Source organism: Luteibacter anthropi, from assembly GCF_023699965.1.
Classification (GTDB): Bacteria; Pseudomonadota; Gammaproteobacteria; order Xanthomonadales; family Rhodanobacteraceae; genus Luteibacter; species Luteibacter anthropi.
The window spans coordinates 660,367-674,120 of record NZ_CP077072.1 but is presented as its reverse complement, the minus strand read 5'-3'; the positions used below and the strand labels follow the sequence as shown (position 1 = coordinate 674,120).

At 64.5% G+C, this 13,754-nt stretch carries 10 protein-coding genes; 7 read left to right on the top strand and 3 right to left on the bottom strand.

Annotation, left to right across the window (positions count from 1 at the left end):
* Nucleotides 1-524: 524 nt before the first annotated feature.
* Entirely contained in the window at nt 525-1,541 is a 1,017-nt protein-coding gene (gene gap, locus KR767_RS03040) for a type I glyceraldehyde-3-phosphate dehydrogenase (protein WP_250878049.1), read from the bottom strand.
* Nucleotides 1,542-1,715: 174 nt separating this feature from the next.
* Here gap and KR767_RS03035 point away from each other — a divergent pair, with 174 nt between their 5' ends.
* From KR767_RS03035 to KR767_RS03015, 5 genes are all read left to right on the top strand, one after another.
* A complete protein-coding gene (locus KR767_RS03035) occupies nt 1,716-2,537 on the top strand; it encodes a S1/P1 nuclease (protein ID WP_166951582.1) in 822 nt (273 codons plus the stop codon).
* Nucleotides 2,538-2,581: 44 nt separating this feature from the next.
* Nucleotides 2,582-4,051 (top strand): pyruvate kinase, encoded by a 1,470-nt coding sequence (gene pyk, locus KR767_RS03030; RefSeq protein WP_166951585.1) that lies wholly within the window; start codon nt 2,582-2,584, stop codon nt 4,049-4,051.
* A gap of 219 nt (nt 4,052-4,270) precedes the next feature.
* Nucleotides 4,271-4,711: an energy transducer TonB gene (locus tag KR767_RS03025; RefSeq protein WP_250878048.1), complete on the top strand. Its 441-nt coding sequence runs from the start codon at nt 4,271-4,273 to the stop codon at nt 4,709-4,711.
* Between the two features lie 106 nt (nt 4,712-4,817).
* Complete coding sequence (locus tag KR767_RS03020) at nt 4,818-5,843, top strand: class I fructose-bisphosphate aldolase (RefSeq protein ID WP_166951591.1); 1,026 nt, start codon at nt 4,818-4,820, stop codon at nt 5,841-5,843.
* Between the two features lie 160 nt (nt 5,844-6,003).
* Nucleotides 6,004-7,443, top strand: coding sequence for a reprolysin-like metallopeptidase (locus tag KR767_RS03015; protein ID WP_250878047.1), 1,440 nt, complete (start codon nt 6,004-6,006; stop codon nt 7,441-7,443).
* Between the two features lie 130 nt (nt 7,444-7,573).
* Here KR767_RS03015 and KR767_RS03010 read toward each other — a convergent pair whose 3' ends face one another.
* The gene (locus KR767_RS03010) at nt 7,574-8,167 is read right to left on the bottom strand and encodes an outer membrane protein (protein ID WP_250878046.1); all 594 of its coding nucleotides are present in this window, start codon (nt 8,165-8,167) and stop codon (nt 7,574-7,576) included.
* A 256-nt stretch (nt 8,168-8,423) separates the two neighbouring features.
* Nucleotides 8,424-9,152: an outer membrane protein gene (locus KR767_RS03005; protein WP_166951597.1), complete on the bottom strand. Its 729-nt coding sequence runs from the start codon at nt 9,150-9,152 to the stop codon at nt 8,424-8,426.
* A 224-nt stretch (nt 9,153-9,376) separates the two neighbouring features.
* Here KR767_RS03005 and tkt point away from each other — a divergent pair, with 224 nt between their 5' ends.
* Nucleotides 9,377-11,389 (top strand): transketolase, encoded by a 2,013-nt coding sequence (tkt, locus tag KR767_RS03000; protein WP_250878045.1) that lies wholly within the window; start codon nt 9,377-9,379, stop codon nt 11,387-11,389.
* 87 nt (nt 11,390-11,476) lie between these two features.
* Complete coding sequence (locus KR767_RS02995; RefSeq protein ID WP_250878044.1) at nt 11,477-13,567, top strand: acyltransferase family protein; 2,091 nt, start codon at nt 11,477-11,479, stop codon at nt 13,565-13,567.
* The last annotated feature ends 187 nt before the right edge of the window (nt 13,568-13,754 follow it).

Genomic DNA, 13,754 nt, shown 5'->3' with positions numbered 1-13,754 from the left:
AGGCGCGCTCCTACAACAGCCTGCGATCACGTTTGGCAGAGGCGGGGGGGCGGCCCTTGGCGCGACTGATGGAGGTGAGGGGAGTGGGCGGAAAAGGCCCGAAGGGGGCCGGCCAGGAAGGCCGGCCTTTTTCGCCGAGGCAGGAGCCGAGTCGAAAAACCCCGCACGCTCCCCGGGCCCGAAGGGGCGTAAGCCATAAGACACTGAGCCGCGCAGCGGCTCCTCCTTTCCCTAGGGACACCGCAGGCCGGAGCGCCAAGGGCCGCCCCCGTCGCCTCTGCAACGCCACGTTCCAGCGCCGAGTGCGAGGCCGATAGGCGAGCCCTTCCTACGGAGCGAAACACCGCATGGGCTGCGTCCCTACGGAGCGCAGCATCGCCGATGCGATCGGCTTTCACACCTGCGGTAGGGACGGCTTTGGTTTACTACGGAGCGTTACGTGTTAAACGGTCGCGCGCGAGGCGCGCTCCTACAGGGGGTGGGGCGTGGAGGTGCCGCCCTGCGGGGCAGGGCGGCACGGGGTCTTACTTGGCGGACATCAGCGCCTTGGTCATGTCGAGCATGCGGTTGGAGAAGCCCCACTCGTTGTCGTACCACGAGAGAACCTTCACCAGGGTGCCTTCCATCACGCGCGTCTGCGTCGAGTCGTAGATCGACGAGTGCGGGTTGTGGTTGAAGTCGATCGACACCAGCGGCTGCGTGTTGACGGCCAGGATGCCCTTCAGCGCGCCGTTGGCGGCTTCGTTGATGGCGGCGTCGATTTCTTCCTTGGTGGTCGCGCGGGCGGCCGTGAAGGTGAGGTCGACCACCGAGACGTTGATCGTGGGCACGCGCATGGCGAAGCCGTCGAGCTTGCCGTTGAGTTCCGGCAGCACCAGGCCCACCGCGGCGGCGGCGCCGGTCTTGGTCGGGATCTGGCTGTGCGTGGCGCTACGAGCGCGGCGCAGGTCGGAGTGATAGACGTCCGTCAGCACCTGGTCGTTCGTGTAGGCGTGGATGGTGGTCATCAGGCCGTGCACGATGCCGACCTTCTCGTGCAGCACCTTTGCCAGCGGAGCGAGGCAGTTGGTGGTGCAGGAGGCGTTGGAGATGACTTCGAGCTTCGAGGTCAGCTTGTGGTCGTTGACGCCCATGACGAACGTGCCGTCCACGTCCTTGTCGCCAGGGGCCGAGATGATCACCTTCTTGGCGCCGCCCGCGATATGCGCGCTGGCCTTGGCCTTGGAGGTGAAGAAGCCGGTGGATTCTAGCACCACGTCGACGCCGTGCTCGCCCCAGGGCAGCTTCGACGGATCGCGCTCGGCGAACACCTTGATGCGATCGCCATTGACGATGAGGTCGCCGCTGTCGACCGAGACGTCGCCGGGGAAGCGGCCATGGGCCGTGTCGTACTGGGTCAGGTGCGCGTTGGTCTCGGCATTGCCGAGATCGTTGATCGCGACGATCTGGATGTCCTGGCCATTCTTCTTCGACTCATAGAGCGAGCGCAGGATGTTGCGACCGATGCGACCGTAACCGTTGATGGCGACCTTGATGGTCATGTGCAGCCTCCGGGAGTGGACTTGCGAGCGTAGGTAAGGGCAGTGCCGTAAACCTCCATGGTAACGGAAGGTCGCAGGGGCCGGCTTGCTGCAATGCCGCGATTTGTCATTCGTGCCTCAGTCGGGCTGTGGCACACTTGGCCGTTCGCCCGCGACGGAAACGTTTACAGACCCATGAAAACCCTCCATAAGCGCCGCACCATCGCCACCCTGCTGGCCCTGGCCGTCACCGCTGCCGCCGGCACCGCCCAGGCCTGGGGCGACATCGGTCACCGCATCGTCGCCGAACTGGCCTGGCGCCAGCTCGACCCCTCCGCGAAGGCCGAGGTGGAGCGCCTGCTCAAGGCCGATGGCTCCGACTCCCTTGCCGACGTGGCCAGCTGGCCGGACAAGCTCCGCGACATGCCGGGCAAGGAAGACCTGGGCAAGGCCACCGGCCCGCTGCACTACATCAACTTCGCCACCGGTTGCCGCTACCAGCCCCAGGGCGATGCCGGCACCGAGCGCAACGTCGTCGGTGGCCTGCAGAAATACGTGGCCATCCTGAAGGACCGCAGCAAGTCGAATGCCGAGCGCGCCGAGGCCCTGAAGTTCGTGGTCCATTTCGTGGGCGACGTGCACCAGCCGCTGCACGCGGGTAACCGCGACGACAAGGGTGGCAACGACTACCAGGTGCAGTTCCAGGGCAAGGGCACCAACCTGCACCGCGTCTGGGACTCCCAGATGCTCTACACCACCAACCTGAAGTGGCAGGCCTATGCGGACAAGCTCGCCGCCGAAGGCCCGGTGACGCTGCCGAAGCCGATCCCGCCGCTCGACAACCCCTACGCCCAGTGGGCGGAGGAATCGTGCCAGATCGTGGCGGCACCGGGCTTCTATCCTGACGGGCATACGCTCGACGACGCCTATGTCACGAAGTACCTCCCCGTGGCCGAGACCCGCCTGCGTGATGCCGGCAAGCGCCTCGCCGACCTTCTGAACAAGACGCTCGACTAAGCCGCAAGCGTCCCGACCGAATTCGAAACCCAAGGTAAGCAAAGATGACCGATATCCAGGTACGCCGCACCAAGATTGTCGCCACCCTCGGCCCCGCCACGGACGCGCCGGGCATGCTCGAGAAAATCCTGGAAGAAGGCGTGGATATCGTTCGCCTCAATCTCTCGCACGGCACGCCGGACGACCATCGCGCCCGCGCCGCCGCGGTGCGCGCCGCTGCCGAGACGGTAGGTCGTGAAGTCGGCATCCTGGCCGACCTGCAGGGTCCGAAGATCCGCGTCGAGAAGTTCGCGGCCGGCCCGGTCGACCTCATGGCGGGCGACAGCTTCACGCTCGACTGCCGTCCGGATGCTCCGGATGGCGACCAGACCCGCGTGGGTGTCAGCTACTACGACCTGCCAAACGACGTGAAGGCCGGTGACATCCTGCTGCTCGACGATGGCCTGATCGCCCTGGCCGTCAACGAAGTGGCCGGTGCCGAAGTGCGTTGTACGGTCGCCATCGGTGGCCGCCTGTCGAACCGCAAGGGCCTCAACCGCCAGGGCGGCGGCCTCAGCGTTTCGGCCCTGTCGGACAAGGACAGAAACGACATCAAGCTCGCAGCTGAAATGGGTGCGGATTTCCTCGCCGTCTCGTTCGTGCGTTCGGCGGCAGACCTCCACGAAGCCCGCCGCCTGCTCCGCGAAGCCGGTGGCGATGCGGGCATCGTTTCCAAGATCGAACGCGCCGATGCCATCCCCGTGCTGGGCGAGATCATCGACGCCTCCGACGTGGTGATGGTGGCCCGTGGCGACCTGGGCGTGGAAATCGGCGATGCCGAGCTGCCGGGCCTGCAGAAGAAGATCATCCGCGAGTCGGTGCTGCGCAACCGCTCGGTGATCACCGCCACGCAGATGCTTCAGTCGATGGTGCGTGCACCCATCCCGACCCGCGCCGAAGTGCTCGACGTAGCCAACGCCGTCATCGACGGTACCGACGCCGTGATGCTTTCCGAAGAGAGCGCCGCGGGCGCCCATCCGGACAAGGCCGTGGCGGCCATGCGCCGCATCTGCCTCGGTGCCGAGCGTCAGTTCGAGCCGCGCGACGACCTGGGTCCGGCCACGCATTCGCTCGACCGCTCCGACCAGGCCATCGCCTTTGCCGCCATGCAGCTCGCCTCGAAGGTGGGCGTGCGCGCCATCGTCTCGCTGACGGAGTCCGGTGCCACGGCACAGTGGCTGTCACGTTACCGTTTCGCCGTGCCCATCTACGCCATGTCGCCGTCCGACGTGGCCCGCCGCCGCATGCTCATGCTGCGCGACGTGCAGCCGGTGGCCTTCGAGACGGGCAAGCTCGACCCCGCACACACCGCCCGCGCCGCGCTCCAGCACCTGTTCTCGCTGGGCAAGCTGGTGAAGGGCGATCGCGTGGTGCTCACCCATGGTGACCACATCGGCAGCCATGGCGGCACCAACACGCTGAAGCTGCTGGTCATCGGCGACGATGGCATTGCGGACAGCTTGCGCGATCTGTAAGCCGCGGCAGGCCCCGTTGTGTGTTTGGGGCAATAAGGCTTCGACGGTCGCGCGCGAGGCGCGCTCCTACAGGACTGGCCCTGTAGGAGCGCGCCTCGCGCGCGACCAGCCCGAAGCGGCTGTTCTGGAAAGCACTCCGCGCTGCCAACTCCAGCCAGACACACCATGCACGCGCTCGCGGAGTAAACTCGTAGCCCAAGGCAAACCAACGAGGGCGTCATGATCCGCAATCCCGTTCGTACCGGCGCCGTGCTCGCCGCCGTACTCCTCGTCGCAGGCCCCGTGGCCGCGCAGAACGTGCGCAAGGTCGCACCGGACCGTCTTCCGAACTACTGGACCCTGACCAACAGTTCGGTCAACGCGGACGTGCCCAACACCGGCAAGAACCTCGACCAGCCAGGCTGCGTCGCCGTGACCTACATGATCGGGTCCAATGGCCTGCCCCAGAACGTCGTGGCCGCCAAGACGGTGCCCCAGGGCGACCTCGACAAGGTCGGCGTCAGCGCCGTCAAGGATTTCCGTTACGGGCCTTCCGGCGTGAATCGTGCCGCCGAACCCGTCAGCACTTACTACGTGGTCGGCTTCAACCTCCCCGAGGACCCGGCTCGCAAGGCCGCGATCATGAAGCAGTGCGAACTGCCCGGTTATAAGACCACTTGATCGCGCCGCACAACGGCTTTCGCGGGGTATTCCCCTATACTCCGCCGGTTTTCGCACTAGCCCCGCCTCGTTACTGGGGGCATACCACTACGTCCACGGAGTTCTCATGAGCATCGATAACCTCGAACAGATCGCGCAGGCGATGGTTGCACCCGGCAAGGGCATCATCGCCGTCGACGAATCCACCTCGACCATCAAGAAGCGTCTCGAGGCCGTCGGCCTGGAGAACAACGAGGAAAACCGTCGCGCGTACCGTGAGCTGCTGCTCACCGCCCCGGGCCTCGGCCAGTACATCTCGGGTGCCATCCTGTTCGACGAGACCATCCGCCAGAAGACCGGCGACGGCCGCAGCATGGTCGAGGCCATGGAAGCCGCCGGCATCATCCCGGGCATCAAGGTGGACAAGGGCACGCACCCGCTCGCCGGCTTCCCCGATGAAGTGGTCACCGAAGGCCTCGATGGCCTGCGCGAGCGCCTGCAGGAATACGCCAAGCTCGGTGCCAAGTTCGCCAAGTGGCGCGCCGTGATCAAGATCACCGACGGCACGCCGACCTCGGCGGCCGTGGAAGCCAACGTGCACGCCCTGGCCCGTTACGCATCGCTGTGCCAGGAAGCCGGCATCGTGCCGATGGTCGAGCCCGAGATCCTCATGGACGACAAGGAAAGCGTCCACGATATCGACACCAGCTACACGGTGCACGAGGAAGTCCTCCGCGCCCTGTTCGGCCAGCTGGCCCTGTTCAACGTCAATCTGCGCGGCCTGATCCTCAAGGTCAGCATGGTCATCCCGGGCAAGTACGCCCCGGCCGAGGAGCAGGTAGACGTCGAAGACGTGGCCCAGGCCACCGTGGATGTCTTCCAGAACGCCGTGCCGGCTTCCGTGGCAGGCATCGTGTTCCTCTCGGGCGGCCAGTCCGACGAGCAGGCCACGGCGCACCTGGACGCCATCAACAAGCTCGGTCCGCACCCGTGGCCGATCAGTTTCTCCTACGGCCGCGCCCTGGTCTCCAAGGCCCTGGACGTCTGGTCGAAGGATCAGAAGGCCAACTGGAAAGCCGGCCAGGAGACCGTGGTGGAGCGCGCCAAGGAAAACAGCGACGCCGCCAAGGGCAACTGGAAGAAGCGGGCCTGACGGTTCCTGCCGTCTAGACCGAAAAAGGCGCCGCTCTGTCGGCGCCTTTTTCTTGTGACCGGATCGCGCTTTCCCGTGGTTTTCGGTTGCGGCACGCCCGGCCCGGCGTTCCAATCGCACAAGGGGGCGTGTGCCACGCCCACGGGCTTGAGGGTTAGGGATGAAACAGCGTGCATGGGTCGCCCTGGCGGCCTCTCTGGCCTGTGCGGCTGCCGGATCGGCGGTGCTGCAAGGTGGTGGTTCACCGGTGCGCTGGGCGCTTGCCGACGGCGGGGACGCCGATGCGCCCGCGCCGGCCGTTTCCACGGCCACCGTCGCACCGCGGATGGCCGTGAATGCCCCGGCCAGACGCAGGGCCTCGGGTGGTGCCGATAACGGCCCCACGCTGCCCCTGCTGGTGATCACCGGCTCGGAGCCTCCCCGGCACGAGGGGGTATTCACCTATTACCCGGTGCGGATCGACGAAAAGCAGGCTCGCGCGGCGATGAAGGGCGGCCACCTGTCCATCCCCACGCCCGACGGCCTCCATCTCGACCTCGCCTTCGAGCATGCCGTGGAACACGAGAACGGCAACTGGAGCTGGGTCGGTCATCTCGACGGCCCGGACGATACCCAGCGCGCCGTGATCACCTTCGGCCCGGATTCCACCGTCGCCACCTTGCCCGACAGCGACGGCCAGCAGCGCAAGCTCACGGTGGAAGGCGGCCAGACCTATCTGGTGAGCGCGCCGCTCTCCAGCCTCCACGTCGGTGTGAATCCGCTGGGCGACGCCATCAAGCCGGTGGGCGTGCCGGGAGCGGGCCTTGCGGGAACCGGTGCCCTGGATGAAGCGCTGGGAACGCCGATTGTTTCCGCTGCCGATGCGGCGGCGGGCAAATCCATCTCGTCTGCCGCGGGTCAGACCACGGTGGACGTGCTGGCAATCTATTCCAGTGGCTTCCGCCAGGCGAAGGGCTCGACGTCGGCCGCCATCACCGAGCTGACCAATCGTTTCGACGTGGCCAACCAGGTACTGCGCAACTCGCAGATCGATGCATCCTTCCGCATGGTCCGCGCACAGGAAGCGCAGGCTCCTGACGACACCGACAACACGCAGATGCTGGACGCGATCCGCACCAGCACGCCCTGGGTGCAGTCCATGCGCGACCAGGTGGGCGCCGATCTGGTCACCTTCGTGCGCCAGTACAACCAGGCGAACAACAGCTGTGGCGTGGCCTACATTCCGCCAGGCAACTACGCCGCGGCAGGGGACCTGATGTATTCGGTGGTGAGCGACGGCAGCCTGCCCACGGGCTACTACTGCGAAGCGACCACGCTGGCGCACGAACTGGGTCATAACCTCGGCGCCCAGCACAACCACGAGCAGGATGCGACAGGTGGACTGTTTCCGTACTCGTATGGCTATCGCAACTTCTCTGCGAAGTTCTACGACGTGATGGCCTACGGCCCCGATGCCACCCAGCGCTTCTGGACGTTCTCCAATCCGCAGGTGCAGTGCAAGGGCCTGCCGTGTGGCGTTGCCGATTACGCGGATGTGGCGCGCACACTGCGCCTGACGATGCCGATTGCGGCGAAGTTCAGGACCAGCAAGACGCATTGAATGGAGTGTAGGAGCGCGCCTTGCGCGCGACCGCTCTTGGCGACAATCCGGTCGCGCGCAAGGCGCGCTCCTACAAAAAAGCCGGTGCCCTGGGGCACCGGCTTTTTCATTTCAACGCTTGAAACGTGGATCAGAAGCGGTATTCAGCGCTGATCGAAGCCATGTTCGTCGACAGGTCCACACCGTGCTTGTCGGCATCGTAGTGGTCGTAGTTGATGCCAAGGCTCCAGTTGCTGTTGAAGTCGTAGCCCACGCCTGCACCGGCGTACCAGCTGGTCTTGTCGATGCTGCGACGGCTGCTCAGGTCGATGTCGTCGTTGCTGAGGCCATGGCCCTGCCAGCCGTAGATGCCGCCACGAGCGCTGATGTACCACTGCGGGGTGATGTTGAAGTGACCGTTCACGCCGGCGGTCCAGCCATGCAGCTCCGACTTGCGGCGATCGATAACCCGGTTGCCGTTGAAGAAGTTCTTGGCGTGGATGTTGCCGAGATCGTTGTAGCCGACTTCGACGCCGAGGGCGGCCCACGGCGCCACGGCCCAGCGGTAGCCGCCGTTCAGGGCATAACCGGTGTCATGACCGTTGTAGGCGTTCTTGTCGACCGAGGTGCGACCAACGCTGCCGTTGACGAACCAGCCGGCTGCGCCATTGGCATCCTGGGCGAAAGCGGGGGCGGCGACGGCGCCCGCAGCGACGAGGGCGAGGGCAATAAGGGTCTTCTTCATGGTGATCTCTCCTGCTTTTTGTTCTTGTGAGCGGCGGCGACCTTAGGGGGAATGTCGTCTTTCGCTACCCGCGCACGAGTGGGGTATTCGTGCGTCCAACCTTAGATGTGGCAGTCCTGTGACGATTCAATACCGCGAGGTTTAATATTTAAAATCGGTTAAGTCTTCAAAGCGTGTTAAGCGCGCAGACGAAACAGGCCGCGACGGTTGCCCGTCGCGGCCTGTGAAATACCGTGAAAACCGGTATCTGTACGACTTAGAAGCGGTATTCGCCAGCCAGCGAGACGATGCCGGTGGAGCGCTTCAGGCCGGTCGAGACGTCGCCGGTGGCGTTGTTCTTGACCTTGCCGGCATTGGCGTGGAAGTAGTCGTAGTTCACGCCCACGCTGAAGTGCTGGTTGATGTCCCAGCCCGTGCCGATACCGGCATACCAGCTGCCACGACCCGGACGGCCGCCGTTGGAGAAGCCGATGTCCTGGCCCACGCTGTTGTTGTAGTTGTTGCTGTTGTCATTGGCGCGGAAGTAACCGCCGTGCGCGCTGATGTACCACTGCGGCACGAGGTTCAGCTTGCCGTTGACACCGACCATCCAGCCGCGCAGGGCGTTGCGGCTCTTGCGCTGGTTGACGTCGTTATCGTTGAAGATGTTCTTCACACGGTAGTTGCCGAGGTCGGTGTAGCCGCCTTCGACGCCGAGGCCCAGATCCTGGCCGACCTTCCAGCGGTAACCGCCGAGGACGCCATAACCGGTGCGACGGCCCTGTTCACCGTGCAGGAAATTGAAACCGCTGGCATTGCTGCCGAAACCGCCGGTGTCGCTGCCGTTGGTACGGCCGACGTTGGCGCCGATAAACCAGTTGCCGCTACCGACGGCCTGTTCCGGCTGGTAGTTGCCGGAGACAGCCGAGTTGCTGTCCTGGGCGAAGGCCGGGATGGCCGCGAACGAGATGCAAGAAACCGCAAGGGCAAGAGCTGCCTTCTTCATGGGAATGTTCCTCTTATTGTCGGGGCGGCCACCAGGCTTGGGGTGGGGGAGCTTTGGTGGCCGATACCGATTAGACCCCCCCGAACCTGAAGAGATTCAAAAATGCGGATGAAATTATTAAGGCTTGGTTAACTTGCCCACTGTCCCCTGAATCTCCACGACAACGTGATACCCAATGCGCGACAATGGCGTTTTTTCCGCCGCCTGCTAACTGGAGAACGCCGATGACGACACGCCGCGAACGCGCCAATGCGATCCGCGCCCTGGCCATGGATGGTGTGGAAGCTGCAAAGTCGGGTCACCCCGGCATGCCCATGGGCATGGCCGACATCGCCGAAGTGGTCTGGGGCGATTTCCTCCACCACAACCCGTCGAACCCGCACTGGCCCAACCGCGATCGCTTCGTCCTCTCGAACGGCCACGGCTCGATGCTGCAGTACGCACTGCTGCACCTGACCGGCTACAACCTGCCGATCGAAGACCTGAAGAATTTCCGCCAGCTCAACCATCACACCGCGGGTCATCCGGAATACGGTCACACGCCGGGCGTCGAGACCACCACCGGTCCGCTCGGCCAGGGCCTGGCCAATGCCGTGGGCTTTGCCATTGCCGAGAAGGTGCTGGCCGAGCGCTTCAACAAGCCGGGTCACGACATCGTCGATCACCACACCTTCGTGTTCCTGGGCGATGGCTGCCTCATGGAAGGCATCTCGCACGAAGTGTCCTCGCTTGCCGGCACGCTCAAGCTCGGCAAGCTCATCGCCATCTACGACGACAACGGCATCTCCATCGACGGCGAGGTGCACGACTGGTTCACCGACAACACCGCCGAGCGCTTCAGGGCCTACGGCTGGAACGTCGTGGTGGGCGATGACGGCAAGCCGGTGGACGGCCACGACGCCGACTCCATCAAGAAGGCCATCGCCTCCGCCACCTCGCAGAGCGAGAAGCCGAGCCTGGTGATCTGCAAGACCATCATCGGCTTCGGTTCGCCGAACAAGGAAGGCAAGGAATCCTCGCACGGTGCCCCGCTGGGTCCGGACGAAGTGAAGCTGGCCCGCGAGCAGTTGGGCTGGAAATACGGCCCGTTCGAGATTCCGGACGACATCTACGCTTCGTGGAATGCGAAGGACGCGGGTGCCAAGGCCGAAAAGGCCTGGAACGACCAGTTCGACGCCTACGCCAAGGCTCATCCGGAGCTGGCTGCCGAATTCAAGCGCCGTACTGCCGGCGAGCTGCCGAAGAGCTGGCACGAAGGCGCCGCCGCTTATGTTGCGAAGATGCAGGCCGAAGGTCCGGTCGTGGCGTCGCGCAAGGCGTCGCAGATGGCCCTCGATGCGTTCGGCCCGCTGCTGCCTGAGCTGATCGGTGGTTCCGCCGATCTCGCCCCGTCGAACCTCACCATCTGGAAGGGTTCGAAGAACATCACCACGGGTGGTGCGGATGGCAACTACATCCACTACGGCGTGCGAGAGTTCGGCATGTCGGCCATCGCCAACGGCATTGCACTGCACGGTGGTTTCATTCCGTACGACGCCACCTTCCTGGTGTTCTCCGACTACGCCCGTAACGCGGTGCGCATGTCGGCGCTGATTCCGGCGCACGCCATCCACGTCTACACCCACGACTCGATCGGCCTGGGCGAAGACGGCCCCACCCACCAGCCGGTGGAGCACCTGGGTTCGCTGCGCCTGATCCCGAACAACCGCGTGTGGCGTCCGGCCGATGCGGTGGAATCGGCGGTGTCCTGGAAGAAAGCGATCGAGCGCGCCGGCAACCCGTCGTGCCTGGTCTTCTCGCGCCAGAACCTCAAGCACAACCCGCGTACGGAAGCCCAGGTGGCGGATATCGAGAAGGGCGGCTACGTCCTGTTCGAGCCGTCGGAGAAGTTCAAGGCGATCATCATCGCCACGGGCTCCGAAGTCGGCATCGCCGTCGAGGCCGCGCAGGCACTGGGCGACCAGGGCGTGCCGGTCCGTGTCGTCTCGATGCCCTGCACCGAGGAATTCGACGCCCAGCCGGTGGAATACCGTGAAGGCGTGCTGCCGTCGTGGTGCCGCGCCCGCGTGGCGGTGGAAGCCGCCAGCGTCGATTTCTGGGCCAAGTACATCGGCCTGGACGGCAAGGCTATCGGCATGAGCACCTTCGGCGCCTCGGCCCCCATCGACAAGCTGTACGAGCACTTCGGCATCACCACCCCGAAGGTGATTGATGCCGTGAAGAGCGTCATCAAGTAAGCGACGCTGCTTCAGGAACGAAGGCTCCCGCATGGGGGCCTTCGTTCGTTATACGCCCATGGTTTTTCGGATAAGCCGTTCGTCACGATGACATCCTCCCGTTCGCCCCACGCTTATTTCCCCTATATCGACGGCTTGCGTGCCATCGCGGTGCTGTCTGTCGTGCTCTACCACCTGCATGGAAGCTGGCTGCCAGGCGGCTTCGCTGGCGTGGATGTGTTCTTCGTGATCTCGGGTTTCGTGGTAAGCGCCTCGGTGGGATTGCGTGAGCGGTCGTCGCTTGCGTCATTCTGGGGCTATTTCCTGGCACGCCGGTTCCAGCGCATTGCTCCCGCGCTGCTTGTCTGTCTGCTGGCGACTACGGTTGCCGCGACGCTATTCATCCCGGAGGCCTGGCTCAGCGGGCACAACCAGAAGACGGGACGCTTCGCGTTTTTCGGTTTCAGCAACCTCGTGCTGGCGAACAACGACAACAGTTACTTCTCGCCGATCACCGAATTCAACCCCTACACGCACACCTGGTCCCTGGGGGTGGAGGAGCAGTTCTATCTGCTGTTCCCGGTACTGTTCTGGGCCTGGAGTTTCGGCGGTCGCTGGCGTCGCCTGACGCTGGGGCTTTTTGCGCTGTTAGGCGTCGTGTCCTTCGGTTATGCCTGGGCGATCCGGACTACGGACAGTCTCGCCGCCTTCTATCTGCTGGCGCCACGCTTCTGGGAGCTGGCAGCCGGCGTGATGCTGTATCAGGCCATGGCCTGCATGGGGCGGCGTTTTGACACGTCCACAATGGATACGGTGATGCCCTGGAAGGTGGCGGTTGCCACCATCGGGTTCATTTTTATGGGTATCGGATTGTGGTTCTCGCAGCCCGATCAGTTTCCCGTGCCAGGTGCACTGTGGGCCGTTGCAGGTTCGGTGCTGGTGTTGGGCGCGCTTCATGGCCAGCCGGATGCAGTCTGGCCCGTTCGCCTGCTCACGGCATCGCCGATGCGCCTGCTTGGAGGCATGTCCTATTCACTCTACCTCTGGCACTGGCCGGTGTTCGTGCTGTTCCGATGGACGGTTGGCCTGGGCGACTGGCCGTGGCTGCTTGCCGCACTTGCCCTGACGTTTGTGCTGGCATGGTGTTCATGGCGCTGGATCGAGCAGCCGTTCCGACGGTCGCAGCGTATCCGGCGGCTACCACGCTGGGCTGTCGTCGGATGTGGACTGGTGATCCTGGTCATGGGGGCATCGCTGCACCGCTTCATCGACCACCGGCAACCGCGCTGGTCGTTGAGTACGGTCGCCAGGCATGCTGACGACTGGTACCCGACCACGGCCACGCTGAAAACGGCGCCCGCTTGCGGCGTGCCGGAGCCAGCCGTGGACGACCTGGAGCATGGCAAGCGGATCCGTTATGCGAGGACGGCCTGTGACCGTCCGGTGGACGGTCCGGATGTCTTTGTCGTGGGTGACTCGCATGCGATGGCGTTCGGCACGTTGTTCGAGGCCTACGTGGCGCGCACTGGTGCGCATGTCACGCTGTACAACAATTCAGGTTGCGCCTTCCTCGGCCTTCGCCCGGAAAGCGATGCAGGCGATCGGTGCAAGACGGCATCGGCCATTTCCGAGCGCGATATCCTTGCCCGGGTGAAACCGGGGGACGTGGTGTTTCTGCCTTCGTTGCGCATGCCGCGCTTCGTCGACCAATGGATCCGATACCCGCGCGGCGCTGCGATCGCCCAGGCGCTGGATGCGGGCCGATTGGCGAAAGAGAGCGGTGCCGAACAGGCGGCGATCGATGTCGTTTCGCGTTTCAGCGCGAAGGGAGCACGTGTCGTGCTCGAAGCGCCCAATGTATTGCTCAACGCGCCGGCTTATCGCTGCGCCGACCCCTGGACGCGCAGCAATCCCATGTGCCTGCCAGGCATGGCCGTTGACCGGTCCTGGTTCTTGCACCTTCGGCAACCGATGCTGGAGGTCGAGATGAATGTGGCACGTGCCGTCCCGGGAACGACGGTGTTCGACCCCCTGCCCACACTGTGCCCGGAAGGAGCGGAGTGCACGGGATTCAGGGGCGGCCGCCCTTTGTTCTTCGACGGCGACCATGTGAGCGGCTATGGCAACAAAGTGCTCGCATCGGCGTTCGAAGCCGCGATGCGCGACGCGGCCAAGGGAACCCTTCACGGCCCAGGGTAGGCGGCCGAGCTGCCTGCGTCGGGCATATTGTGCAAATTCTCACGTGCCGACAGGATGCGCCGGGCGCAAGAAGGACTTTTCTCGATCGCTGGAGTCTGACCGCCCACGGTGGCCTGGCTAGGTCTCGTATCGAGGAACGAATCCGGTCGGATATCACGGTCGACACGGGAAATGGTCATGTCGGAAC